We start from the raw sequence: 25,367 nt of genomic DNA, 5'->3' as shown, positions 1-25,367 counted from the left end.
GTGGCCGGCTTTTGGTTAGCGGTGGCCCGCAACCGCTTTCAAGGCGCGTTCGCGTTTGCTGCCAAACCCGAGTTGGTCCGGGTTGGTTAGCTCAAGCTGCTGAATGAGTGGGTCAGGATGTTGGCTATCAAGTGTGATGCCAAGCCGCGACAATACATAGGGTGCCAAGGCCGCCCGTGTTTCAACACTCAAACATCCGTTCTCCATTCCGTAATCCAGCGCTATGATTTTCTGCTGGGCATCGGTCAAACGATGGTCGGGGGAGATAGACATGGTGACGTTGCGGTTCCAGTCATCATCTTGCTGCACGGAATGCTTGGCTTTTTGCCGAAGCGCTACCGGAGCTGAGTGGAACCGGCTAAGAGCAAAATCCCGGTATTCACGGTTGGAGTCGCACCAGGCGCGGAGGTGCCAGTTGGTGCCTGTGCATACCAGAGTGTGTGGCTCAAGAATGCCTTCTACAGCCTCGGGGCGGCTTAGGGAGGAATAGCTGGCTCTGAGCTGGCGTCCATGGCGTGTGGCTGCCACAACAGCGCGCATTATTTGGGGGGCTATAACGCGGTTCGGACTGAAAACAACCGTGCTGTCGGGCAAGCCAATATCGAGAGTTTCAAACGTATTGCTGAGGCTCTGTTGGCGGGCGAGCAAATCCATGTATTCGTTCACATGCCCCCGAGTTACAACTGGCTTATATCGGGCCGAAGGCACATAGCCTTTCAGGTGTCGATCATAAACTAGATTGCCTGGAGCAAGTTCGCGTAGGTATGTGTTTATATCCTTAGATGCCTGCTGCCGACCGATACCAAAGCTGTGGCATATGTGGTTCGTCGTCAGGCGACCCTCCCACAGTGCGATGGTCTCGATGAGTCGGTAGCGAAGCAACAAATCCCATCGGATGGGCCAGTCCGTTTTTTTCATAACCAGACGCTCACGAGTTCATTGAGTAATAGCTTCCTATATTACCCCCTAAGGGTGTTTGGGTATGTTACGGCGCATTAATGTAAAATTCTGTGAAACAGTGTTTTGGCGGGGTCTGATGCATGTTGGTATCGCCTTGCGGCTTCGGGAAGTGCTTAGTAGTCACGGCCCCGGCGTGCTGTTGTAATACCTAGCTAGAAAATCCCCGGAGTTTCCCCCATGACCCGAATGGTCGCCTCGCTTTCTGCGCTTCTTTTGAGCATCGTTTTGCTGGTTAGCGGGAACGCGTTTCTGATGACGTTGCTGGGTATCCGCCTGAGCATTGAGTCGGTTTCACCCGATGTTATCGGTTGGGTGTTGGTGTGTTATTCCATAGGTTTTGTTCTGGGCACCCTATACGTGCATCAAATCATTGGCCGTGTAGGTCATATTCGAGCCTTCGCTGCATTTGCAGCGATTGCGGCCGTTACGTCATTGATGTACCCAATGGCCCTATCGGTAGTGTTTTGGGCGCTCCTGCGGGTGCTTTCGGGCTTTACGATTGCGGGCGTGCTTGTTGTTATCGAAAGCTGGTTCTCCAGTCGCGCCAGCAACAGCAACCGCGGCGCGCTGTTCGCTATCTACCAGATTGTTTTTTATCTCTCAGCGGCGGGCGGCCAGCTCATTATTAATGTGGGCGACCCTGCCAACTTCATGCCGTTTTCCATAGCAGCTATTCTGCTGACACTGGCGCTAGTTCCCCTATCGCTTACCCGCATGGAAGCTCCGGTTATCGAGCAAGTTCAACGCATTTCATTTTTCACGCTGGCCCGAGAGTCGTTCACCGGTGTTGCGGGTGCCCTGATTTGCGGCGTGCTGATTGGAGGCTTTTATGCGTTAGGGCCGGTGTATGCAACTCTGGTGGGGTTAGATGTCGCCAAAACATCGTCATTTATGGCAAGCGCCATAGTTGCAGCCATGTTGCTTGCATGGCCACTTGGCCGATTGTGTGACCGCTTTGACCGTCGCCGTGTAATGTTTTGGGTGGCGTTTTTTGCGGCCCTCGCGGCGGTTGGCGTTAGCTTCACGGGTGCTGACAACCTTTGGTTGCTCACGCTTCTTGTGGGCGCTTTTACAGGCCTCTCGGCAACAATTTATCCGATCTCTGTCGCCATAACCAATGACCGCATGGAAAGCACCCGCATTGTGGCCGCCAGTGCTACGTTGTTGCTCAGTTACGGTGTGGGCAGCGTCATTGGCCCTATCGCTATGGCAGAACTGATCAATCTACTGGGCCCGAAAGGCTTGTTTTTGGGTAACGCCGGGTTTTTGCTGATTCTTGCTGTAATTACTTCCCTGCGCATCACCTACACAGAAGATGTGGCCGTGGAAGATCAGGAGCATTACGTGCCTGCAATGCCGGAAACCTCGCCTGTGCTGACAGAACTTGATCCACGAAATACCGAGTTTCAGGAGTCCCCCGAGATTGAGGAGATAAACGAGGAATCCTTGCGTCAGACAGGCTGATTTCAGGTTGCAGCACCGCTTTTCGGTTTTTCCGGATTTTGTTTTTGCTTTAATATCTGTTTTTATCTCAATGGTTAGCTTACTATTGGTAGCTTTCCTGTAATGTGAGCCTTTTGGTCGGCGCTGTGTGACTCGCGGAGCGCGATTCCGGCCCTGGAACGGAGTAGTCGTTATGAAAGATCAGTTCCCTTTTGCCGTCGCTCGTGTAACCCGTCGGTGGCGCAAACTATTGGATGAACGCCTGAAAGACTTGGGTGTTACTCAGGCGCGTTGGACCACGATGGTCTACCTGCAGCAAGGCGGTGAAGGCCTAACTCAGCGTGAGTTGGCCGGGTTGATGGCCATCGAGAACCCTACGCTCGTGCGATTGCTCGACAGCCTTGAACAGCAGGGTTTGATTGAACGTCGGGCCTGCCCGAACGATCGCCGGGCCCGCCGGCTGCACCTCACTGACCCCGGGCGAGATTTTATGGCTGTTCTTACAGCCCGCGCTGATACGTTGCGTGACGAAATGCTCGATGGTGTGGACCTTGCCGATATCGAAATCGCGCTCAAGGTGTTCCATAAAATCATGGATAATGCTGAAAAGCAGAAGTAATCACTTGAGTGATAACTCTGTTGATGGCCTGATTGCCCGTTATGGTGCGAAGTGGCGGTGGTTAGCAGTCTGTACGGTAATGGTGGGAACCATCGCGACCGTATTGAGTGCCACCGTGGTGAACGTTGCGCTCCACGAAATCATGGTGGAGTTCGCTATTCGTCAGGGTCAGGTGCACTGGCTGGCAACCGGGTTTATTGCGGCCATGACAACCACCATGCTGGCGTCTTCATGGTTGCTTGATCACTTCGGCGTGCGCAAGACACTGGCGGTTGCCATGGCCGCCTTCACGCTGATTTCAGTAATTGGCGGCTTTGCCAACACGCCAGAGCAGTTAATTGCAGCCCGCATCGGGCAAGGTGCCATGGCTGGCCTTATGCAGCCCATGGGCATGTATTTGGTGTTCCGCATTTTCCCCCGTAATCGACGCGGCCAAGCTATGGGCATCTATGGCATGGGTGTTGTACTGGCTCCAGCGCTTGGGCCGGTTCTAGGTGGTTTTCTGGTTGACCAGCTGGATTGGCGTTTTGTGATGTTTGCACCGGCGCCGGTCACCTTTATCGGGGTGTTTATGGCGCTTCGGTTTTTACCCACGCCAGCTTCCCGGCCAGCGCCCTACCGATTTGATTTGCTCGGTCTGGTGTTGCTTGGAGCCACTGTGGGGCTTTCTCTGGATACTCTGAACCGCCTACAGAATCTTGAGGGGCAGGAAGCTCGAGTGGTGATCGAAGGACTGATGGCACTGGTGCTATTGGTTATGTTCATATTGCGCGAAAAGCGCATAAAGCATCCTTTAGTGAATGTTAGTCTGCTGCGCAAGCCAAGCTTTTTGTATGCCAATCTAGGGGCCATGGCGCTCGGGTTGGCCCTGTTTGGTTCTACCTACTTAATACCCTTGTACGTTCAGACTGCTTTGGGCTACACAGCAACTCAAGCGGGTCTACTGATGCTGCCCGCGGGTATTGTTTTGGGGATGACATTTCCATTGGCAGGAAAGCTGGCCGACCGTGGCGGTGATGCACGCAAACTGGTGATTTTCGGAATGGCGATGTTTGCCTCGTCAGCCATTCTATTTGCGTTATCGAATCTTACCTTGGCTTTCGGCTGGCTTATGCTTTGGACAGTGTTCGGCCGCATAGGTATAGGGTTTATGTTGCCGTCTTTGTCTATCGGCGCCTTGAATCCGCTCGAACCCGAGGAGCTGGGCGCGGGCTCGAGTACCATCAACTTTACGCGCCAGCTGGGTGGGGCATTTGGGGTGAACATAGTGGCCCTGACCATTGAGTTCGGTGAGCACAGCGGTGGGGTGCCCACCATCAATGCGTTCCACGCCGCTTGGTGGTTGGTTGCCCTATTTGTTGCCGTTGCGGCGCTGCCGGTTTGGCGCATGCGGGCTTAGCGTGTTTGCCATGCCCACTATGATTAACTAATATGGACCAACTCTTCAGGGGAGTAGCCTCCGCATCCGGTGCCCGGATAGGACGGTAGTCAACATACTTGGGGCCCAACCCCATGGCTATCGTGTTTCACTTGGTTCTAGTGAAATTGGCAAGACCTGAGGCAGTTTCACCTCCAAGGGCGGAAGGTGGGCTGTCTCATGTCTGATTATCCGCCCCGGAAAAACCCATGGACGCGTTTCTCACTTCAACAGTAGCCGTTGCCATTGCCGAAATTGGCGATAAAACCCAGCTACTCTCGCTCTTTCTTGTTGCTCGTTACACCCAGCGCCTTCCTATTGTTTTGGGCATACTTGTTGCGACCCTCGTGAACCATGCAATCTCGGCTTGGCTGGGCGCCTGGGTAGCGGCCTGGATTCCTTTAAACTGGCTGCCTTGGGTTCTAGCTGTGAGCTTCGTGTTGATCGCTTTGTGGCTGCTTGTGCCAGACAAAGATGACAGCAATAACTCCCGGTTTCTGGGAATGGGTGCCTTTATGGCAACGACCGTTATGTTCTTTTTGGCGGAGATTGGCGATAAAACGCAGATTGCCACGGTTGTACTGGCGGCCCGTTTTACCGACACAATCTGGGTTATCATCGGTACAACAGCGGGTATGTTGCTGGCCAATATACCGGTTATCATGGCCGGGCACTGGTTAATGAAGCGTTTGCCACTGGCAACCGCCCGGGTATGTGCAAGTATGTTGTTCGCAATGATGGCTGTTGTGACTCTCTCATCGGTCGTTTGGAACTCCTGAGATGGGCCGCTGTCACTGCCCACAAAGAAGTAGGCTTATGTGGAATAGGATTTATGGGATTTAAAACGTCTTTGGTATTGCTGTTAATTGGAACATTGGCCTTGCAGTCTGTGTGGGCCGCAAAGCCCAGCAGCACAGTTGAAAAAACTGCGGTGGAAGCAGCAACGGATCGTAGCCCGCGGGTACCCACCTTTAAAATCAATGGTGACTTGGCGGGTCGCTTGGGGGCATTTACCACCCAATACGAAGATACCTTTGCCGAAGTGGGTAGCCAACTTGCGATGGGCTATCTTGAGCTTGTGAAAGCCAATCCGGGTGTTGATCCCTGGCTGCCCGGAGAGGGCACCACGATTACTCTGCCGCAGCAGTACGTTATTCCAGAAGCTCGCCGTGAGGGCATTGTTATTAATCTGGCGGAGTACAGGCTTTACTACTTTTCCGAAAACGGTGTGCAGGTTTACCCGGTTGGTGTCGGCACGTCTGAAAACCCGTCCCCTTTGGCTGATGCAAAGGTCACTATGCCGCTGGAATCGCCTGCGTGGTACCCGCCCCAAAGTATCCGCGCTGAATATGAAGCTTCTGGCGACTTTTTGCCCCGAATGATCCCGCCCGGGCCCGATAACCCCTTGGGTACCCATGCTCTTTTGCTGAGTGAGAAGGGGTATTTAATTCATGGCACGAACAAGCGGTTTGGTGTTGGCATGCCGGTCAGCCATGGCTGTTTCCGCATGTATAACGAAGACATTTCCCGTTTTGTGTATCAGGTCGCTAAGGGTACATCGGTTCAAATTGTGAACGACCCTGTAAAAATGGGCATTTCCGAGGGCGAGGTTTGGCTTGAAGTTCACCGCCCCCACGAAGACTACAGTCAGCAGGATAGGGATCGCCTCTGGCATGAAGTAACTCTGGAAGTAGAAGCCTTCCGCCAGAAGTATCCGGGTGTAGAGGTGCAACGCAAGGCGATTGAGCTGGCCGTAGATCAGGCGAACGGAATCCCGGCTATGGTAGGCGAGCAGGTTTCACGGCTGGCATCAGATAAAACATCAAACGATAAACAGCGTCCGCCATCGGAAGAACCGGAACAGCAATTGTATTTCTGATTCTGCAGCTGCCCGATTATCCAGATAACGATAAAACAGGAGAATCCATGAAGCGCACCATACTGATCACCGGAGCCAGTTCCGGGCTTGGTGAGGGCATGGCCCGTGAATTTGCGGCCAGAGGTGATAATCTAGCGCTGTGCGCCCGTCGTACCGAACGGCTGGAAACATTACGTGATGAGCTGGCGGGCAAATACCCTCAGATTATCATCAGTATTCGTGCTCTCGATGTGAACAACTACGAACAGAATTTCGAGGTTTTCCGAGCCTTTCAGCAGGAATTCGGCACTCTTGACCGGGTGATTGTTAATGCTGGCATTGGCAAAGGCCAACCTTTGGGCACCGGTGCGTTTAACGCCAACCGCCAGACCGCAGAAACAAACTTCGTTGCCGCCTTGGCGCAAATGGAGGCGGCTATGGAGATTTTTCGCGAGCAAAACCGGGGGCATCTGGTTACCGTGTCGTCAGTAACAGCTGTTCGTGGTATGCCGGGTAATGTGAACACCTACGCGGCCACCAAGGTGGGCCTTGCGGCGCTTTCAGAAGGTTTGAGGGTTGAGCTGAAAAAGGCGAAATCACCAATCAAGGTGACAACGCTGTATCCGGGCTACATCAGAACGGCAATCAATGAGAAGGTAAAGAATGCACCCTTCATTGTGGATGCACAAACCGGTTGTAAAGCTATGGTGAAGGCTATTGAATCCGGTAAAAGCGAGAGCTTTGTTCCTACCTGGCCTTGGGCGCCCATCGGTTTTCTAATCCGGCGCTTACCGGTTTCTGTGCTCGCCAAAATGTTCTAGCACGCCCTTCGACATTACCCTATTGAGGAGTGCCACAAAAGGTAGTGTCATAAAAAAAGGCCGGGGTTCCCGGCCTTTTTTCGTAGTGCTTCAGCTCAAGTTTTACTTCTTGCTGGCACGGTCGAGCATACGCTTGGCGCGCTCGTTTGCTTCGTCAGCAGACTTCTGAGCTGCTTTCGCTGCTGCCAGAGCACGGTCAGCAGTTTGCTGCGCGGAACGCGCGGCGCTGGCGGCACTGTTAGCTGTGTTCATTGCTTTGTCTGCAGATTGCTCGGCAGAGTTAGCAGTTGCATTGGCTTCGTCAAGAGCGCCCTGGTCGCTAGTTGCACAGCCTGCAGTTAGAGCGGTAGCCAGTGCGATTCCGGCGATCGTCAGTTTACGCATTGTAAATCCCCTTATTGGTCGAGTTATTTCCTGTTGATCCGAAAGTCAGTTCAAACGACTTCCTGTCAGCTTCGGCCCGATAGGCGTTGACTACCGGAGTCGTGAAACAGTGTAAAACACTCTAAGCAGAAATGTTAACTAAGTATACGTAAATTTTCTTAGGTTATGACAACAACTTAATGCTTGTGTCATGGGGGAGGTACTCAGGGGATGATGCGTATTGGCGTGCCGTCGTTTACCAGTTGCCAGATTTCATCCATTTCCTGATTGTTGACGGCAATGCAGCCGTTGGTCCAATCCAAACCTGTATAGGCAAACGCCATATCACCTGCACCATTAGGTAGGCCGTGGATCATAATGCTGCCGCCAGGGTCCAAACCCCAACTTTCTGCCATCTCACGATCTTTGGCGCTGGGGTAGGAAATATGAATGGATTTGTAAAAATCACTACCGGAATTGCGCCAGTCTAGGGTGTAGTCGCCTTCCGGCGTGCGTTCGTCGCCCTCATAGAGTTTATGCCCCTCAGGGTTGTCTCCAAGCGATATACGATAGCTACGGACGATTTCCTCACCGTTCATCAGATAAAGTCGGCGTTGCCCTTTTTTTACCAATACCCGGTTTACCACCAAGGAGTCGACGGGAGATTCCTCAATGACCGGCATGCGGGTATCTGCTCTGGCAAGTAACTCAGAACCGTAGGCGGGAAGGCTCAAAGCTATAAAAAAAGCCAAAAAGCAGCGAGTTAATAAACGAGGAATAGCCATAACCTTAACTTACCAATGATTAATCTTTGCGCAGAACCGTTTATAACATAACCGATGCGCTAGATGTTAAGGGGTTTTGTTAACTTTTATGGCTATCCGATGAACCGGTCACACATTTTGCGACTTATCCATTTTTAAACCAACTTTGGTCACTTGGTCTGCCTCTGTCGCCCTCGCTACCAACGTAACCGGGCCTAGTACAACGGTATCGCCAATCACCGGGTGGCCTTTGGTGCGTTTTGCAAAGCACTCGGCCAAAGACAAATTCGGCGACAGTTCATCAAATTCGATGCCATAAACTTGTTCCACATCGCCAAGCAGCGCATCGCCATTGAGCACGAAGTCCCCGAAGAAGGCTCTTTCAGCCAGATACTTGGGTGTGTGGCGCCCGCTTAGTGATTTGCCCAGTTCCTTCATTACGCTGGGCGTGGCAAACATGGCCACCATGTCGCCACTGGAGACTTCTAGATCAGCCTCTGGCTGTAGACAAACCCGGTTACGGAACACTCCGGCAACGGCTGTGTTTTCCGGAAACCGTAGTTGGCCCAGCACTCTTGGGGTCTCCCAGTTCTCGCCCCGCAGAGGGAACAGCATCAGTTCGTGATCACCAGCGGCCGGAGCATCCAGCGGCAATCGACGAAAAGGCTCGCCGTTCGCGGGGACTTCCAAGCGCAGCAAGCGTGCCAGCGGGGTGATAGTGGTGCCCTGAACCAGCAGGGAAACCAGTACGATAAAGAAGGCGGCATGGAACACCAGTTGGGCTTCCGGAAGGCCTGCGATGATTGGGAACAGTGCCAGCACAATCGGTACGGCACCGCGCAGGCCTACCCAGCTGATAAAGCCCAGCTCCCTGCGGTTAAAACCGAAAGGCCAGATAGTGGCCATAACGGTGATCGGCCGGATCACGAAAATCAGGGCGAGCGCAAGCACGAGACCACTTCCCGCAAGGGGCAGTAGGTCGGATGGATTAACCAACAAACCAAGAATGAGGAACAGGCATAGCTGAGCCAGCCAGGCCAAACCGTCGTGTACCTGCAGGATCATTGGCATCATCCGCACCTTGCGGTTACCGATCACAACACCGCAGAGGTAGATGGCCAGAAATCCGCTGCCGCCGAACAGGTTAATCACAGAGAACAAAAGAATGCCTGCTGCTACTACCAGCAGTGGATAGAGTGATGGCATCAGACGGATGCGATTGGTCAGTTCGGAAATCAGGAAGCCGCCAAGAACACCACCAATACCACCAATGCTGAACTGCTTGAACAACAAGATCAGTGAGTCTTGAATGGCATGATCACCGTCGCTGGCAATCAGGGTGACCATCATTAGCGTAAGGAAGATCGCCATGGGGTCGTTACTGCCTGATTCGATTTCCAGAGTGGCGCTAACCCGTTCATTCAGGTGCAGCCCACGACCCTGCAGCAATGAAAATACGGCCGCTGCGTCGGTGGATGAAATGATGGCACCCACCAATAATGCGGTCATCCAGCTCAAATCGAAAACCAGCCAAGCGACAAGTGCAGAACCTAGGGCCGTCATGGCAACGCCAACTGTCGCAAGAAGCATGGCTGGTTTAAGGCCTACCCGGAAGGTTTCTGCCCGGGTGCGCATACCACCATCAAGCAAGATCACGCCCAGCGCCAAGCTGGCCACAAGAAAAGAAAGTTGGAAGTCGTCGAATTCAATGCCGCCAGGGCCGTCTTTGCCCATCATCATGCCTACTGCTAGGAATACAAGCAGTACTGGCATACCTACCCGGCTGGAAAGTGGACTCAAGAGGATGCTGATGACAAGCATCAGAGCGCCGACCAGAGTAAGCATTGGATCCATCAGAACTCCGTATGTGAGTGCCCGACAAAACTAGTGGAAGCGTCGGCATTGTGCAGGTAATCAAGCTGTTGGGCGAGCCCGGTTCGGTGCCTTCACCCGCCCGCCCCAATCGTTGGTTCTGTTTGCGTCGGGCAACCCCGCCCATTTGCACCAGCGATAGGATATCAGACTCCCAGCTTGTCACGTAATTCGTACCACCAAGAGTCCGTCACCGGATAGGGCACGCGGAACACAGGGCTTCCCAAGAACGGGTACCAAGATTCAGCGGGTTTACTCTTTTCTGGGCATTGAGGCAGACGTGTGTTGCTTGTGCGCTATATAAGCACAGATATTCATAATACGTTTAGCTAGTTGATGTTTTTCATCCCAACTAATCAAATCATTGCCAGACGATTAGGCGTTTATTAAGAGATTATATAGGCACGTGACTGCATATATAAGTCTGTGACAGAGCGTAATGTCGTTATCGCCAATAACAAAATGACAAAAACAAAAGGGTTTGTTTATGGATGGGATAGCCGAAGACCGCCTGTATGGTGGCGATACCTCGCGCTCAAAGCCGGGCTTTTTCGATCGGGAAAACACCGTTGCCGGTCCTAACTTTAACCGCTGGCTGGTACCCACCGCGGCGCTGGCAATACACCTTTGTATCGGGATGGCTTATGGCTTTTCGGTATTTTGGTTGCCAATGGCAAACCTTGTGGCTGACGCAGATCCGGTCGCCTGTGCAGACATCAGTTTTTTTCAAGCGCTGACGACCACCTCATGTAACTGGGCGGTCAGCCACGTTACCTACACCTTCGGAATATTCATTGCCATGCTCGGCATTTCGGCCGCGCTTTGGGGTGCATGGTTGGAACATGCAGGCCCGCGTAAAGCCGGAGCGATTGCGGCATTGTGCTGGGGTGGCGGTATGATTCTGGGCGGTGTGGGTGTTATGACCCACCAGCTTTGGTTGCTTTATCTCGGTTGTGGCGTACTTGGTGGTATTGGTCAGGGGCTGGGCTATATCACTCCGGTTTCAACGTTAATCAAGTGGTTCCCGGATCGCCGAGGTATGGCCACCGGCTTTGCTATCATGGGCTACGGCGGTGGCGCCATGGTGGGTGCGCCTTTGGCAGTATGGCTGATGAGTTATTTATCTGCAGGCGGCGCCGCCGGTGTAGCTATGACGTTGGTGGTTATGGGCGTTATCTACTTTTTCGTCATGATGGCTGGTGCGCTGGGTTTCCGGGTACCACCGAATGGCTGGAAGCCGGAAGGTTGGGAGCCACCCAAAGGTCAGCAGGCCGACGCGATGATTACCCACGGTCATGTTCACCTGAAAAAGGCTTGGAAAACCAAACAGTTCTGGTTGATCTGGAGTGTGCTGTTCCTAAACGTAACCGCAGGCATCGCCGTTATCTCCATGGCCAGCCCGATGTTGCAGGATGTGTTTGGCGGGGCGCTTGTGGGTATTAAAGACTCAGCTGTGGCGCTTACTGAGGCGCAGAAAGCCGCCGTGGTGGCGGCAGCTGCCGGTTTGGTGGGGCTTATCAGCTTGTTCAATAGTGTTGGGCGCCTGTTCTGGGCTTCGCTATCTGACAAGCTGGGTCGCAAGAACACCTATCTGACTTTCTTTGTGCTAGGTATTGCCCTTTACTGCCTGCTGCCAACTTGGGGCCACATGGGTATGGCTGGCATGTTTGTGATCTCCATCTGCATCATTTTGAGCATGTACGGTGGCGGCTTCGCAACAGTACCAGCTTACTTGGCGGATATCTTTGGTACGCAAATGGTAGGCGCCATCCACGGTCGCCTGTTAACCGCCTGGACAGCCGCAGGCCTTGTTGGCCCAGTGGTGATTGCGCTGATTCGTGAAGTCCAGTTGGATGCGGGTATTGAGCCAGCTCTGGTGTATGACCGCACGCTGTACATTATGGCTGGCCTACTGGTGTTGGGGCTGATCTGCAACGCTTTGGTGCGCCCGGTGGACTCGTCGCTGCACATGACCGATGAAGAGCTAGCCCACGAGCGCATGTTGCAGCGCGATAACGGTATTTCCTCAAAAGCGAAAACAGCCGCGCGCGGGGCGTTTGGGCTTACCGGTGTGTTGGCTTGGTTGGCCGTGGGTGTGCCTTTCATGGTCGGGCTTTACATCGCAATTGCCAAGGCCGCTGCCTTGTTTTGATGTGTGTTCAGGGCTCCCCGGCGGTCAGCGCCTCAAACGTGGTGACTTCTCCGGGGTTGTCCGGTGCGTAACCGGGTACCTGGTTGATGCGATCAATCAGTGCCGGAGATTTCAGTAGCGCAGTTAACTGATCCAGTGTTTCGTGAGGCAAACGATCTTTACGGAAAATCAGCATGTAGTGCTCGCTGGCCATTTCAATAAAGTTCAAATTGAATTGTTCGGCTGCCGCTTGCACACCAAAGCCAACCTCTGCCATGCCAGAGGCCACAAAGGCCGCTATGGCTGTGTGAGTGAACTCCTGCTGGGCGGTGCGGTTAATGCTGTCTTCTGCCAAACCCTGTTGTTTGAGCAACAGGTTGAGAAGAATGCGGGTACCTGAGTGGGAGTCGCGGCTGATAAAGCTGAGTCCCGAGGTACTTAGATCCTGCAGGGTACGAACGTGTGGGTGCTCCCCTTTGCGCATCATCAGGCCTTCGCGCCGGGTGACAAAACGAATCAGGCGGTGATGGTTGCTGTCCAGATGCCGCTGGTAATGATGAATGATCTGCTGAGCCAGCACTGGGCAGGTAGGTAGGTGAAAGCTGGCAGCATCGCACTCGCCACGATTGAGGGCAGAAAGAGCTTCTTCCGGGTTGCGGTATTGCAGGTTCACGTTGATCTGTTGGGATAACTCCGGCAGCAGCGCCACTGAGTAGCCATGGCTGGCGTGTAGTCGCAGTGTGGGCTTGGCACCGGCTAGCAGTTGTTGAATCTGGTCGTTCAGTTCGGCAGTCATGCTGTCGATTTGTGGCCCCAATCGGGCTTTTACCCGATGCTCAGCCCACAGCAGTTGTTCGCCCAGAGCTGATAGCTTGCTGCCGTGGCCTTTGCGCATAACCACTAATGGCAAGCCTAGGGTGTCGCCGCCACGGTTGAGAAGGTTCCAGGCGTGCCGGTAGGAGATGCCAGCGGCTGTCGCGGCCATCGTGAGTTTGCCGGTATCGCGAATGCTCTCCAACAAGCGAAACAGCACCGGCTCGAAAAATTCGTTGGTGTCGGTACGAAAGACCCAGGCGGGGGATATGTTTAGTTTTTTGTTATGCATATGTGTTCATATTCCGTGATGGTGTCTGGAATGCTAATTTTGCGTTATAACAAGCTTGGTACTGTATCAGAATAAAAATAGGTAAGAACAATTATGCATATTTCAGAGAGAGCCAACCCGAATGAAGCGGGGGTAATTCCTCCCGGTGGCAGTGAATGGAGCCCAGAGACGATCCGTGAAGAGGTGGCTGCCCTGCAGCACGAACCCGGTGCGCTGTTACCTATTCTGCATGCTATACAAAACCGTATTGGCTATGTTCCGGAAGGCGCCGTGCCCATTATTGCGGACATGCTGCAACAGACCCGCGCTGATGTGCATGGGGTCATCAGCTTTTACCATCACTTCCGCACCCGTCCGGCGGGCAGCAACGTGCTTGAAATATGCCGTGCCGAAGCCTGCCAGGCTAGGGGTGGCCGTGCGCTAGAGCGCCATGTGCAGGAAAAGTTGGGTGTGGGCTACCACCAAACCACTGCCGATAACGAGTTCACTCTGGAGCCGGTTTATTGTCTGGGTAACTGTGCCTGCGGCCCCTCTATTCGCGTGAACAATGAAACCATTGGTCGGGTTACCCCGCAAACCTTTGATCAGCTGGCGGACAGCCTGACAACCTCTGTTCTGCAGCTAAAATAAAGGTAGGAGCCAAACACCATGACAACAACAATTTACGTGCCCTGCGATACCACAGCCCTGTCTTTAGGGGCCGACCGCGTGGCGAAACAGCTACAGAACCTTGCTGAGCTGCAAGATCTGGATATTCATCTGGTTCGCAACGGCTCCCGCGGCCTGTTCTGGCTGGAACCGCTGGTAGAAGTGCAAACTCCCTATGGCCGTGTGGCCTATGGCCCGGTAGCGCCCCATCAGGTGGAAGAACTGGTGGTTGCTGGTTTGTTTGAAGGCAACTCCGAGCATCCGTTGTATCTGGGCGATATCGAACAGCACGCCTATTTGCAGCGCCAGCAACGCCTTACATTTGCCCGCATCGGTATTACCGATCCTGTTTGTATTGAAGATTATATTGCTCACGGCGGTTTTGCGGGACTGAAAAAAGCCGCAGCACTGACGCCCCAAAGCATTGTGGATGAAGTAAAAACCTCTGGACTGCGCGGCCGTGGCGGGGCTGCCTTTCCAGCAGGCATCAAATGGCAAACTGTGCTGGATGAGCCACAAAAACAGCAAAAATACGTGGTGTGCAACGCCGATGAAGGCGATTCCGGCACCTTTGCTGATCGTCTGGTGATGGAGTGTGACCCCTACATGCTGATTGAAGGCATGGTGATTGCTGGCTTGGCAGTGGGTGCGACTTTGGGCTTCATATATGTTCGTTCGGAATACCTGTTGTCCAAAAAAATGCTGGATGAAGCCATTCGCAGGGCAGAAGCCCACGGCTATCTGGGCGATAACGTGTGCGGCAATGGCCGCTCGTTCCGTTTGGAAGTACGTTTAGGCGCTGGCGCTTATATTTGCGGTGAAGAAACCTCACTGTTGGAAAGTCTGGAAGGCAAGCGCGGACTGGTGCGCTCCAAACCACCTTTGCCTGCTATCAAAGGCCTGTTCGGCCAGCCAACCGTAGTGAACAACGTACTGTCCCTGTCTGCCGTTCCATACATCATGGCCCACGGGGGCAAAGCCTACGCCGATTACGGCATGGGCCGTTCATTGGGCACCTTGCCTATCCAGCTGGCAGGTAATATCAAACAGGGCGGTCTGATTGAGCTGGCCTTCGGCGTAACCCTGCGCAAAGTGCTGGAAGACTTTGGCGATGGCACCTTTACCGGCCGGCCCATCAAAGCGGTTCAGGTCGGCGGCCCATTAATGGCCTACATGCCGGAAGAGCAATGGGACACCCCCATGGATTACGAAGCCTTCGCCAAACTGGGCGCGGGCATCGGCCATGGCGGTGTGGTGGTGTTTGACGACACAGTGGATATGGGCGAGCAGGCCCGCTTTGCCATGGAGTTCTGCGCTGTGGAATCCTGCGGTAAATGCACACCTTGCCGGATTGGTTCAGTGCGCGGCGTGGAAGTGATTGATCGAATCCGAGCTGGCGAAAACCGGGACAGTAATCTGGAATTGCTGGAAGACCTGTGTGAAACCATGGTGGACGGCTCCCTCTGCGCCATGGGTGGCATGACCCCTTTTCCGGTACAGAGTGTGATGAAGTATTTCCCCGAAGACCTGATGGCCAGCCCGCGCCCAGTGGAGGCATGACATGTTGCATTATTATGATCCGAGCATCCAAAGCTACGAGCCTGGCAAAAACGGCCTGAATCCGGATTTTGATTACGGTACTCCAGCGAGTGTGTCCGAAACTCTCGTGTCCATTTCTGTAGATGGCAGAGACATTACTGTGCCAGAGGGTACCTCTATATTGCGTGCTTCCGCGCTGGCGGGCATTAACATTCCCAAACTTTGCGCCTCTGATAATCTGGAGGCCTTTGGTTCCTGTCGCTTGTGCGCGGTCGAAATCGAAGGCCGTCGTGGCTACCCGGCATCCTGCACCACACCGGTGGCAGAGGGCATGGAAGTGACCACTCAAACCGGCCAGTTGGCCAAACTGCGCCGCAACATCATGGAGTTGTACATCTCCGACCACCCGCTGGACTGCTTGACCTGTCCGGCCAACGGTAACTGCGAACTGCAGGATGTGGCCGGTGCAGTCGGCCTGCGGGAAGTGCGTTACGGATTTGAAGGCGAAAACCATCTGGATGCGGAAATAGACGATTCCAACCCGTATTTCAGCTTCGATCCCAGCAAATGCATTGTCTGCTCTCGCTGCGTGCGGGCCTGCGAGGAAGTGCAGGGCACCTTTGCGCTGACCATCGAAGGCCGGGGGTTTGATTCCAAAGTCGCTGCCAGCCAGAACGACCCGTTCATGGATTCTGAGTGTGTGTCTTGTGGCGCCTGTGTGCAGGCTTGCCCTACATCTACGCTAATGGAAAAGAGCGTGATCGACGCTGGTCAACCAGAACACAGCGTGGTTACCACCTGCGCTTACTGTGGTGTCGGCTGCTCATTTAAAGCCGAAATGAAGGGCGATCAACTGATACGCATGGTGCCCTACAAGGGCGGTGAGGCTAATCATGGCCACTCCTGTGTGAAAGGCCGCTTTGCCTTCGGTTATGCCACCCACGACGACCGCATAAAAGAGCCGATGATCCGCGATTCCATCAACGACCCCTGGAAAGTGGTGTCCTGGGACGAGGCGCTGGCGTTCTCCGCCAAAAAGCTCAAGGGCATTCAGGCTAAGTATGGCCGTGAAAGCATCGGCGGTATTACGTCCTCACGCTGCACCAACGAAGAAACCTATCTGGTGCAAAAACTGGTACGCGCAGCTTTCGGCAATAACAACACCGATACCTGCGCTCGGGTATGCCATTCCCCCACCGGATATGGCCTGAAAACTACACTGGGTGAATCCGCCGGTACGCAAACCTTCGATTCGGTGATGAAGGCCGACACCATCATGGTGATCGGCGCCAACCCAACCGATGCCCACCCGGTATTTGGCTCGCTGATGCGTAAGCGTTTGCGCCAGGGTGCCAAACTGATCGTGATAGATCCGCGCCGTATTGACGTGCTAAACACGCCACACGGTGGTGAAGGCATTCACCTGCCTCTGCGCCCTGGTACCAACGTGGCCATTGTGAACGCGCTGGCCCACGTAATCGTGACCGAAGGGCTGGAAGATAACGACTTCATTAACAGCCGCTGCGATACAGACGCCTATAACATCTGGCGCAGCTTTATCGCCGAGGAACGCAATTCCCCGGAAGCCATGGAAGCGGTCACCGGTGTAGCGGCAGATAAAGTTCGTGAAGCCGCCCGCCTCTATGCACAGGCAGGCAATGGCGCCATCTACTACGGCTTGGGCGTAACCGAACACAGCCAGGGATCCACTATGGTGATGGGCATTGCCAATCTGGCATTGGCTACTGGCAACATAGGCAAAGAAGGCGGCGGCGTTAACCCGCTGCGGGGCCAGAATAACGTGCAGGGCTCTTGCGACATGGGTTCCTTCCCTCACGAGCTACCCGGTTACCAGCATGTTAATGACCCGAAAGTGCGTGAGCGCTTCCAGTCTGTGTGGGGCGTACCGATTGATGACGAGCCCGGCCTGCGCATACCTAATATGTTTGATGCGGCTATCGCTGGAACCTTCAAGGCGCTGTATGTGCAGGGCGAGGACATTGCCCAGTCGGACCCCAACACTCAGCACGTAGAAGCGGCGTTGAAAGCTTTGGATTGCCTGATTGTGCAAGACATCTTCCTGAACGAAACCGCCAAGTTTGCCCACGTATTGCTGCCGGGCTCCACCTTTTTGGAAAAGAACGGTACCTTCACCAACGCGGAGCGCCGCATCAACCGCGTGCGTAAAGTGATGGAGCCCATTGCAGGAATGGAAGATTGGCAAGTAACCATGGCGTTGTCTAACGCTCTGGGCTACCACATGCACTACAACCACCCTTCTGAAATCATGGATGAAATTGCCTCACTAACCCCCACATTTACCGGCGTGAATTACGACAAGCTGGAGCAGCTAGGCAGTATTCAGTGGCCCTGCAATGATGAGCATCCGGATGGTACGCCCACCATGCACACGGCGGATTTCCCCATTGGCAAGGGCCGTTTTGCTGTTACCGAGTACCTGGCGACTGAAGAGCGCGCCAGCCGCCGCTTCCCGCTATTGCTGACCACAGGGCGAATCCTTTCCCAATACAACGTTGGTGCTCAAACCCGCCGCACCAGCAATAGTGATTGGCACGAAGAAGACGTGTTGGAACTGCACCCAAGTGATGCAGAGCTGAGGGGGGTAAAAGACGGTGACTGGCTGGGTATAAGCAGCCGTGTAGGCCACACGGTGCTGCGGGCAAAGCTGAGTACCCGCATGTTACCGGGCGTTGTTTACACCACCTTCCATCACCCGGGCAGCGGGGCCAACGTGGTCACCACGGACAACTCCGATTGGGCAACCAACTGCCCGGAATACAAGGTAACCGCCGTTCAGGTAGAGAAAGTGTCCCAGCCCTCGGATTGGCAGCGTGATTTTGTGGATTTCGACAAGCGCCAGCAGGCTCTGCTGAAACCGGCCATGGGACAGCAGGAGGGCAGCCATGCAAACGCTCTCAAGTAAACAGGGGGTCGCTGCCATGGATGACACAGCTGCAAGCGCTTCACCCCCGGTGAGTGAAGCGCGGGTGAGTGTACGCGGTGGTATTGCAGGCGCCCGTTCTCAGGATCTTGTTGCGGAAGAAGTTCCGGTGGCCATGGTCTACAACGGTGTATCCCATGCGGTGATGATGGCTTCCCCCTGCGATCTCGAAGACTTTGCCCTGGGCTTCAGCTTGAGTGAAGGCATTCTGCAGCAGCCGGATCAGCTGTTCAGTATTGAGATAAAACCGGGTGAAGACGGCATAGAAGTGGACATGCACATTGCCGGCGATTGCTACGCCCGTTTGCGGGAGCAGCGCCGCAACATGGCGGGTCGAACCGGGTGCGGGCTCTGCGGTACAGAGTCCCTTGCCCACGTGGTGCGAATCCTAGAGAACGTCGCTCCAGCGCCAATCCCCGACTACAAAGCTGTGCAGGCTGCACTGAACAATTTGAAAAAGCAGCAGCCGTTACAACTGCAAACCGGAGCCACCCATGGCGCAGCCTGGTGCGATTTTCAGGGCCGCATAGTGCTCGCCCGGGAAGATGTTGGAAGACATAACGCACTGGATAAACTGATTGGTGCCCGGCTACGACAGCATGGCGACCAAGCCTTCGATGACGGCTTTGCCCTGATCTCTAGCCGAGCAAGTTTTGAAATGGTGCAGAAAAGCGCTAGCGTGGGGATAAGCAGTCTGGTGGCAGTGTCTGCCCCGACTGCTCTGGCGATTCGAGAGGCCGAAAAAAGCGGCATGAATCTAATTGGTTTTGCCCGCCCTGGCCGACACGTAATCTATGCCTCTGGCGATGCAAAGGCTCAGGAGAGAGAGTTGTGAGTGATCAGCAGTTGAACAACCTGATTAAAATGCTCGACCAAATAATAGCCAACAACCGGCATCATGGCGATGAAGACAAGGTGACAGATGTGGCAGCCGACCACCTGCACAAATTCTGGGCCCGCAGCATGAAAAAACAAGTCATTGCATACGCTAACGAGAACCCGGAAGCCTTGTCGGAGTTGCCGCGAATGACGATTGGAAAGCTGGCATGCGTAGCAGATAGTAAGGAACAGCCTGCCTCATAGATGACCTGTGAAGTCCCTGATGTAGACAAACCTGCTTAAGTGTCCATACTTGCAATTATTACATAAATAATAGGGCGTTCGCGTTGAAGCATGTTGGATAGCAGAAGTCAGCATCAGGGATTCATTAAGTCTGCTCTGGCCACAGGCTTGATTTGCACCTTTATTTTTACCCTTGTCGTATATGGCGTTGCACAGTACCGGGCCAACCAGCAGGTCGAACTGCTGAAAGCTCAGGAAAACGCCAAAGTTCAACTGACGAAATGGTTGCTCACGCAAGGCTTTGATTACGCCGCCAGCGACCTGCAAGCCATTGCGCAATTGCCCGTCACCCGCTTATACAATCGTACCCGTAGCCCAGAATACAAGCGCCAACTGGAAAAAATCTTTAGCGTACAGCTCGAACAAAAGCCCACCTACAGCCAGCTTCGTTTTCTTGATAGTGGTGGTGTTGAGCTTGTCCGTCTGGATTATATGTATGGGCGTAGTTTGGTCACTCAGGACCATGAACTGCAGTCTAAAGCCGGTCGTTATTACTTCAAAAACATTCGGGCTTTGGCAGATGGAGAGGTGTACGTCTCTCCTCTTGATCTAAATGTGGAAAAAGGCCTGATCGACGTGCCCTATCTACCTACTCTGAGGTTTGGGGTGCCGGTTTTGGATCAGAGCACCGGTAAGGGCGGTATGGTAGTGCTCAACGTAGGCGGTGAATTGCTGCTGGACACCTTCCGCCTGAGTATGACGAATGTATACGATGCCTTTTTGCTGAACAGTGAAGGCCACATACTCCACGGGCCTGATAGTGATCAGGAATGGGGGTTTATGTTTGGTTTGCCGCCCGCCTTCAAACGCGAATACCCGGAAGCTTGGGAAAAAATCATGAAAGCCGACAAGGGTAATGTGTATACCCCCGCTGGCTTGTTTTTGTTTGAAACGGTTTACCCTTTGGAACGAATCGGCGCTCTGCCTGCGGTGAATGCGGGAGAGGATAAGGCGGAAAGCTATTATTGGAAAACCGTCACTTTTATTCCTAACAACGCATTACCCGGCTTGAACTTCTACCGTCAGCCTTTGCTCGTGGTTGGGTATTTGGGTGGTCTTCTGCTATTGCTAACTCTGGTTTTCTATCTGCGCTTTTCGCAATTCAAACGCAAGCAATTAAGGCGCGAGATTGCGCAGCAAGCCAGACGCTTTGGGGAGATATCCAGTGTTTTGGGTGAAGGCCTAATTGTGATGAACAGGGCGGGCATCGTTACTTATGTGAACCCTGAGGCAGAGCACATTCTGGGCTGGAGCGCTGCGGAACTTGAAACCCAGAATGGGCATCAGGTATTCCATGTGCATGCTGAAGGAGAGGCTGGCTGCCCCATCCTCAATGTTATGAAAACTGGAAAAATCTACCGCAGTAAGGAAGACACTTTCCGTCGCAAAGATGGCGCGCATATATCGGTGAGCCTGAACGCTGCGCCGCTAAACGATGAAACGGGCGATGAAGGCGTTGTGGTTTCATTTCAGGATTTTACCGAAATCAAAGATTACCAGAACAAAATCCACACACTGGCGTACCAAGACAGCCTCACAGGCCTTCCTAACCGAAGAGTGCTGGAAGACCGCCTACAACATGCGGCTGATATGTCAGAGCGGCATGGCCGCTTGCTGGCATTGATGTTTTTGGACCTTGATCATTTCAAAGAAGTGAATGACAGGTATGGCCACGATGCGGGCGACCTGCTGCTTAAAGAAGTTGCCGTTAGGTTAATACACTGTGTTCGCAAAACCGATACCGTTATACGTATGGGTGGCGATGAGTTCATCATACTGCTCGCAGAAGTGTCCGCGCCTGAGAGTGTTTCACTGGTCGCAGAAAAAATCATTCAAACTGTGGGCAAGCCAATATTACTCCCAGAGGGTGAAGCCCGTGTGGGCGTAAGCATTGGCATAGCAGTTGCCTACGGTAAAGGCTTTACCAGCGAGAGTATAATGCAAAGTGCCGATGCAGCCATGTATGACGCAAAGCGGGCAGGCAAAAACCGGTTTTTCATTCGGGAGCATCCTCCTAAAGCCTCGAAAAATAGTTAGCAAAGTCACTCAATGCGTGAACCACAATTCATTTTTTGGGAATAATTTTCATGCGCAATTAATTTGCATATCGGTGGCTGTGTACCAAATTGAGGGTATTAAAGTCATCAATGCAGGTGCTCTACGTGAGAAAGAACTTACCGGTCACAGATACTGAGTACACCTTCGCCGAGTTCCAAAAGCTCATATCGTCGACAGATTTAAGAGGTAAAATCCGCCACTGCAACCAAGCCTTTGTGGAAGTCAGCGGGTTTACACGGGAAGAACTCATCGGCCAGCCACACAACATTGTTCGCCATCCCGATATGCCCCCAGACGCCTACGAAAACATGTGGTCGCATCTGAAAGCGGGCACGTCTTGGATGGGCATGGTTAAAAACCGGCGCAAGAACGGTGACTATTATTGGGTCAGTGCCTACATAACCCCTATTACTGAAAATGGTTCAGTTATTGGGTATGAGTCGGTTCGTTCCTGTCCCTCTAGAGCGGATATAAAGCGAGCAGAAAAACAGTACGCCAAAATTCGACAGGGCAGATCACACAAGTCGCTTTCGAAAAGGTTCTCGCCGGAATCTCTGTTTCTGGCGGCTATTCTGGCTATCGCAGTGCTCACATTTTTTACCGGCCAAGCGTTGATATCGGAAGCTGTACTTTTGTTTGGTGTGGTTACTTATATTCTCTGGGCGCGGCGCTCACAGCGCCGGTTGATAGACTCAGCGATGCAGCTTCTCGAAAAAAGCTTTACAGACGACCTCGCTGCGCACAGCTATACCGATGATGACCTTGAGACTGGGCGCATGAAAGTCGCAATAATGGCGCAGAAAGCCCATCTGGACGCTGTGCTTACGCGCTTGGAAGAGTCAGCCGGGGAAGTGAAAAGCGGTGCCGTACAGGGGCTTGAAGTAACCCATGAGTCCCATGAAGCCCTCAGAAAACAGCAAGCGGAAATCAGCAATGTGGCGGCCTCTGTGCATGAGGTGTCCCAAACCATCACCGAAGTGTCTTCCAACGTTCAGAATACTGCCCAGAAAGCTGAGGAATCCCGCTCGTTGACGGATCGAGGGGCGAGTGTTATCGGAACAACCCGTGAGGTTATTGAGAGCTTACAAACCACCGTGCACAGCATCAGTGAATCGGTTGGCGAGCTGGCGACTGAAACCCAGAGAATCGCAAGCGTTGCCAAGATCATTGAGGAAATCGCAGAGCAAACCAACTTACTCGCCTTGAATGCGGCTATTGAAGCAGCCCGGGCGGGAGAGCATGGGCGCGGGTTTGCCGTTGTGGCGGATGAAGTGCGAGGTCTTGCCAAGCGGACACAGGATTCAACTCAGGAAATTCACGGCATCATCGAAGCCTTACTCTCAAGAACCTCCACCTCTGTGCGTGCGACTGATGAAGGTAAAAAGTCGGCTGATAGCGGGCTTGCCCACATGCTGGAAGCCGAAACCACACTTGGGCAAATAGCCGAGTCAGTTGGCACCATTGCAGAAATGTCTATCCAGATGGCAGCAGCCGTAGAAGAGCAAGCTCAGGTGTTTGACCAAATTAACGAGCAGGTTGAACACATCTCCAGTTTGGGCTCAGATAGTCTCCACAAAGGCGAGTTGGCGATAGAACGGGTTCAGCAGATGGAGAATATTGCCGGGCAACTGCATGAGTTGGTGGTGAGGTTTAAATAGGCTGCCTTTAGTGGTGCGAATCCGACGGGGGTATATTCAGAGGTACCTGAATAGTCAGGATGGCCGAGTAAATAATGATCAAGCAGTCTTTTAAGCTATTGCGACATTTCAAGATAGAGTGGATGGGCTTGGGTGCCGCATCGCTCGCTCTTGCGGCTCTGCTAACTTTTCACATGCTTGAGCGGCACGACTGGTTGTTGGAGCAAGAGAAGACGCAAATTTCCCACTCCGCTGCTGCCGCAGAAATGGTCATCAGTAAGCAGCTTGAAAGCATCAGCTTCACCCTAAGCAACCTCCGCTCTGCATTTATACCTGGCTGGGAAAATCAGGAGACGAAAAGGCAATTCATGGAAGAGCGGCTAAAAACCTTCTCTTCTGTCATACCTAATGTAAGAGCGGTGACCATACTCGATAAGAGCGGAGTGGTGGTTGCATCAAGCGCTCAGACACTTATCGGGCAATCTTTTGCTTATCGTGATTATTTTCGTACCCCAGCAGCAACACCGACCCAAGATACGCTCTATGTATCCCCGCCCTTCAAAGGTGTATCCGGAGATTGGCTGATTGCCCTATCAAAAGTTATTTTCGGGAAAGATGGCCATTTTGATGGCCTTGCGCTGATTTTTCTCGATTCCGCTGGGTATAAACAATCCCTGAATGCGCTACGCCCTTCACCACAAACATGGGCTGGCTTAGCTCATGCAGATGGGATTCTGTTTGCTTGGGAACCGAATAACATAGGCTCTACCGGCCAGAATCTGGCCATACCGGGAAGCCTTTTTACGAGACACATGCACAACGGCAAAACCGTATCTTTTTTTTCCGATACTGTTTACGCCAACAAAGAGCGGTCTCTTGCAGCTATTCGCACTATAGCGCCCGAACATCTACATATGGATAAGCCTCTTATCTTGGCTGTTGGCCGTAATCTGGATGCTCTGTCGCAAGCATTTCAGCGAGATATCGTTTTTGCTTTTACCATTTTCTTGCTTACCCTTCTCACCGCTGGTTTTGGGCTTTTCCGGTCGCAGCGTGCCCGCTTGGCGTCAACTGCGGCGACCGAAGATGCTCAAGCTCATATGCGAGAGCTCAGTCAGCAATTGACCAGCTTTTTTGAGCTGACCCCCAGCCTCATGCTCTTAACCGATAAACATGGTACATACAGGAAGCTCAACCCCGCTTTTGAAAAAGCACTCGGGTATACCAAGGATGACTTCAAGGAAACGTCTTTGTTCGATTTTATTCATCCTGATGAACGGGAGCGCATTCGCGAAGTCTCGGACAACCTGCAAGAAGGGCGACCAAGCCAGACGGCATTGCTCAGATTCCGCAGCAAAAGTGGCTCATATAGGTATCTGGAGGTTTCTATTGCACTGCAAGGTGAGATGTTTTTTTTGGCGGCTCTTGATGTGACAAACCGGGAAGTTGAAAAGAAGCGCCTCCGCACACTGGCGTACCATGACCGCCTAACCGGCCTGCCCAACCGGGCTTTGATGTTCGACCGCCTGCAGCAAGTTATTAATATGGCCTCCCGCGAGAGAAAGAAAGTAGCGCTGCTGTTTATTGATTTGGATGGGTTTAAGGCTATCAACGACTCCCATGGTCACGATGTCGGAGATGCGGTTCTAAAGACGGTCGCCCGGCGGCTACTAGAATTGGTTCGCAGCTCTGACACTGTGGCTCGGCTAGGCGGTGATGAGTTCGTCATCATTTTGCATGAGGTGAAATCGGAGGCGGACGCCTCGAGGGTGGCCCAGAAAGTTATAGACGTGGTGGGAGAAGACATGCCTTTAGATTCTGGTGTAACCGCCCGGGTTGGCACCAGCATCGGTGTCAGCATATGGCCCGACAGCAGCACCAGTCCGGATGACTTGCTTGCTATGGCTGACCAAGCCATGTACCAGAGCAAGAAGAATGGGAAAAGCAACTTCACCATAGCAGCTGGTACTTTTGATTGAAGTTGATGCTTGAGCTACATATTAAGTGGTTTATTCCTGTTTTCTCGGATGGCATCCGTTAAGTTGCCA

20 protein-coding genes are annotated in these 25,367 nt (G+C 53.2%); 15 read left to right on the top strand and 5 right to left on the bottom strand.

The features are described from left to right. Nucleotides 1–15: 15 nt before the first annotated feature. A complete protein-coding gene (locus MWU62_RS01760; protein WP_247113133.1) occupies nt 16–918 on the bottom strand; it encodes a WYL domain-containing protein in 903 nt (300 codons plus the stop codon). Between the two features lie 219 nt (nt 919–1,137). Here MWU62_RS01760 and MWU62_RS01755 point away from each other — a divergent pair, with 219 nt between their 5' ends. The 6 genes from MWU62_RS01755 (at nt 1,138) to MWU62_RS01730 (ending at nt 7,118) form a co-directional block, all read left to right on the top strand. Further along, nucleotides 1,138–2,424, top strand: a complete 1,287-nt coding sequence (locus MWU62_RS01755; protein WP_247113132.1) for an MFS transporter — start codon at nt 1,138–1,140, stop codon at nt 2,422–2,424. Nucleotides 2,425–2,596: 172 nt separating this feature from the next. Next, the gene (locus MWU62_RS01750; protein ID WP_200363557.1) at nt 2,597–3,022 is read left to right on the top strand and encodes a MarR family transcriptional regulator; all 426 of its coding nucleotides are present in this window, start codon (nt 2,597–2,599) and stop codon (nt 3,020–3,022) included. 4 nt (nt 3,023–3,026) lie between these two features. After that, nucleotides 3,027–4,421: a DHA2 family efflux MFS transporter permease subunit gene (locus MWU62_RS01745; protein WP_247113131.1), complete on the top strand. Its 1,395-nt coding sequence runs from the start codon at nt 3,027–3,029 to the stop codon at nt 4,419–4,421. Nucleotides 4,422–4,648: 227 nt separating this feature from the next. Then, nucleotides 4,649–5,218: a TMEM165/GDT1 family protein gene (locus tag MWU62_RS01740; RefSeq protein ID WP_247113130.1), complete on the top strand. Its 570-nt coding sequence runs from the start codon at nt 4,649–4,651 to the stop codon at nt 5,216–5,218. A 53-nt stretch (nt 5,219–5,271) separates the two neighbouring features. Beyond that, on the top strand, nt 5,272–6,318 hold the full coding sequence (locus tag MWU62_RS01735; protein ID WP_247113129.1) for a L,D-transpeptidase family protein: 1,047 nt from the start codon (nt 5,272–5,274) through the stop codon (nt 6,316–6,318). Between the two features lie 47 nt (nt 6,319–6,365). Continuing rightward, complete coding sequence (locus MWU62_RS01730) at nt 6,366–7,118, top strand: SDR family oxidoreductase (protein ID WP_247113128.1); 753 nt, start codon at nt 6,366–6,368, stop codon at nt 7,116–7,118. Between the two features lie 102 nt (nt 7,119–7,220). Here the strand turns inward: MWU62_RS01730 and MWU62_RS01725 are convergent, their stop codons facing one another. The 3 genes from MWU62_RS01725 to MWU62_RS01715 form a co-directional block, all read right to left on the bottom strand. Further along, the gene (locus MWU62_RS01725) at nt 7,221–7,502 is read right to left on the bottom strand and encodes an Lpp/OprI family alanine-zipper lipoprotein (RefSeq protein ID WP_200363547.1); all 282 of its coding nucleotides are present in this window, start codon (nt 7,500–7,502) and stop codon (nt 7,221–7,223) included. 203 nt (nt 7,503–7,705) lie between these two features. After that, nucleotides 7,706–8,164, bottom strand: a complete 459-nt coding sequence (locus tag MWU62_RS01720; RefSeq protein WP_247113300.1) for a L,D-transpeptidase family protein — start codon at nt 8,162–8,164, stop codon at nt 7,706–7,708. 210 nt (nt 8,165–8,374) lie between these two features. Then, complete coding sequence (locus MWU62_RS01715; protein WP_247113127.1) at nt 8,375–10,099, bottom strand: potassium/proton antiporter; 1,725 nt, start codon at nt 10,097–10,099, stop codon at nt 8,375–8,377. Nucleotides 10,100–10,604: 505 nt separating this feature from the next. Here MWU62_RS01715 and MWU62_RS01710 point away from each other — a divergent pair. Continuing rightward, a complete protein-coding gene (locus MWU62_RS01710) occupies nt 10,605–12,269 on the top strand; it encodes an OFA family MFS transporter (protein WP_247113126.1) in 1,665 nt (554 codons plus the stop codon). 7 nt (nt 12,270–12,276) lie between these two features. On the opposite strand, the gene MWU62_RS01705 is transcribed toward MWU62_RS01710, so the two are convergent. Beyond that, nucleotides 12,277–13,353, bottom strand: a complete 1,077-nt coding sequence (locus MWU62_RS01705) for a substrate-binding domain-containing protein (protein WP_247113125.1) — start codon at nt 13,351–13,353, stop codon at nt 12,277–12,279. A 93-nt stretch (nt 13,354–13,446) separates the two neighbouring features. On the opposite strand from MWU62_RS01705, the gene MWU62_RS01700 reads away from it, so the two are divergent. From MWU62_RS01700 to MWU62_RS01665, 8 genes are all read left to right on the top strand, one after another. Then, a complete protein-coding gene (locus MWU62_RS01700; RefSeq protein WP_247113124.1) occupies nt 13,447–13,983 on the top strand; it encodes a formate dehydrogenase subunit gamma in 537 nt (178 codons plus the stop codon). 18 nt (nt 13,984–14,001) lie between these two features. After that, the gene (locus MWU62_RS01695) at nt 14,002–15,561 is read left to right on the top strand and encodes a formate dehydrogenase beta subunit (protein ID WP_247113123.1); all 1,560 of its coding nucleotides are present in this window, start codon (nt 14,002–14,004) and stop codon (nt 15,559–15,561) included. A gap of 1 nt (nt 15,562) precedes the next feature. Next, the gene (gene fdhF, locus MWU62_RS01690; protein ID WP_247113122.1) at nt 15,563–18,484 is read left to right on the top strand and encodes a formate dehydrogenase subunit alpha; all 2,922 of its coding nucleotides are present in this window, start codon (nt 15,563–15,565) and stop codon (nt 18,482–18,484) included. Next, nucleotides 18,465–19,337: a formate dehydrogenase accessory sulfurtransferase FdhD gene (gene fdhD / locus MWU62_RS01685; protein WP_247113121.1), complete on the top strand. Its 873-nt coding sequence runs from the start codon at nt 18,465–18,467 to the stop codon at nt 19,335–19,337. The genes fdhF and fdhD overlap by 20 nt, the downstream gene beginning before the upstream one ends. Next, nucleotides 19,334–19,585, top strand: coding sequence for a formate dehydrogenase subunit delta (locus MWU62_RS01680; RefSeq protein ID WP_247113120.1), 252 nt, complete (start codon nt 19,334–19,336; stop codon nt 19,583–19,585). The genes fdhD and MWU62_RS01680 overlap by 4 nt, the downstream gene beginning before the upstream one ends. 90 nt (nt 19,586–19,675) lie before the next feature. After that, nucleotides 19,676–21,661 (top strand): diguanylate cyclase, encoded by a 1,986-nt coding sequence (locus MWU62_RS01675; protein ID WP_247113119.1) that lies wholly within the window; start codon nt 19,676–19,678, stop codon nt 21,659–21,661. Nucleotides 21,662–21,786: 125 nt separating this feature from the next. After that, nucleotides 21,787–23,340, top strand: coding sequence for a PAS domain-containing methyl-accepting chemotaxis protein (locus MWU62_RS01670; protein ID WP_247113118.1), 1,554 nt, complete (start codon nt 21,787–21,789; stop codon nt 23,338–23,340). A 74-nt stretch (nt 23,341–23,414) separates the two neighbouring features. After that, the gene (locus MWU62_RS01665) at nt 23,415–25,298 is read left to right on the top strand and encodes a diguanylate cyclase (protein ID WP_247113117.1); all 1,884 of its coding nucleotides are present in this window, start codon (nt 23,415–23,417) and stop codon (nt 25,296–25,298) included. Nucleotides 25,299–25,367: the final 69 nt, after the last annotated feature.

It is taken from the genome of Marinobacter sp. S6332 (assembly GCF_023016045.1).
Lineage (GTDB): Bacteria > Pseudomonadota > Gammaproteobacteria > Pseudomonadales > Oleiphilaceae > Marinobacter.
The sequence above is the reverse complement of the archived record's forward strand: the minus strand, read 5'-3'. Positions and strand labels throughout refer to the sequence as shown.

Bases quoted from the DNA above. Each gene is read 5' to 3' on its own strand.
- MWU62_RS01735 (WP_247113129.1), top strand. From the start codon at position 5,272: ATGGGATTTAAAACGTCTTTGGTATTGCTGTTAATTGGAACATTGGCC.
- MWU62_RS01700 (WP_247113124.1), top strand. From the start codon at position 13,447: ATGCATATTTCAGAGAGAGCCAACCCGAATGAAGCGGGGGTAATTCCT.
- MWU62_RS01740 (WP_247113130.1), top strand. From the start codon at position 4,649: ATGGACGCGTTTCTCACTTCAACAGTAGCCGTTGCCATTGCCGAAATT.
- MWU62_RS01665 (WP_247113117.1), top strand. From the start codon at position 23,415: ATGATCAAGCAGTCTTTTAAGCTATTGCGACATTTCAAGATAGAGTGG.
- fdhF (WP_247113122.1), top strand. From the start codon at position 15,563: ATGTTGCATTATTATGATCCGAGCATCCAAAGCTACGAGCCTGGCAAA.
- MWU62_RS01725 (WP_200363547.1), bottom strand. From the start codon at position 7,502: ATGCGTAAACTGACGATCGCCGGAATCGCACTGGCTACCGCTCTAACT.
- MWU62_RS01715 (WP_247113127.1), bottom strand. From the start codon at position 10,099: ATGGATCCAATGCTTACTCTGGTCGGCGCTCTGATGCTTGTCATCAGC.
- MWU62_RS01710 (WP_247113126.1), top strand. From the start codon at position 10,605: ATGGATGGGATAGCCGAAGACCGCCTGTATGGTGGCGATACCTCGCGC.
- MWU62_RS01750 (WP_200363557.1), top strand. From the start codon at position 2,597: ATGAAAGATCAGTTCCCTTTTGCCGTCGCTCGTGTAACCCGTCGGTGG.
- MWU62_RS01760 (WP_247113133.1), bottom strand. From the start codon at position 918: ATGAAAAAAACGGACTGGCCCATCCGATGGGATTTGTTGCTTCGCTAC.
- fdhD (WP_247113121.1), top strand. From the start codon at position 18,465: ATGCAAACGCTCTCAAGTAAACAGGGGGTCGCTGCCATGGATGACACA.
- MWU62_RS01720 (WP_247113300.1), bottom strand. From the start codon at position 8,164: ATGCCGGTCATTGAGGAATCTCCCGTCGACTCCTTGGTGGTAAACCGG.
- MWU62_RS01695 (WP_247113123.1), top strand. From the start codon at position 14,002: ATGACAACAACAATTTACGTGCCCTGCGATACCACAGCCCTGTCTTTA.
- MWU62_RS01705 (WP_247113125.1), bottom strand. From the start codon at position 13,353: ATGCATAACAAAAAACTAAACATATCCCCCGCCTGGGTCTTTCGTACC.
- MWU62_RS01755 (WP_247113132.1), top strand. From the start codon at position 1,138: ATGACCCGAATGGTCGCCTCGCTTTCTGCGCTTCTTTTGAGCATCGTT.
- MWU62_RS01675 (WP_247113119.1), top strand. From the start codon at position 19,676: ATGTTGGATAGCAGAAGTCAGCATCAGGGATTCATTAAGTCTGCTCTG.
- MWU62_RS01730 (WP_247113128.1), top strand. From the start codon at position 6,366: ATGAAGCGCACCATACTGATCACCGGAGCCAGTTCCGGGCTTGGTGAG.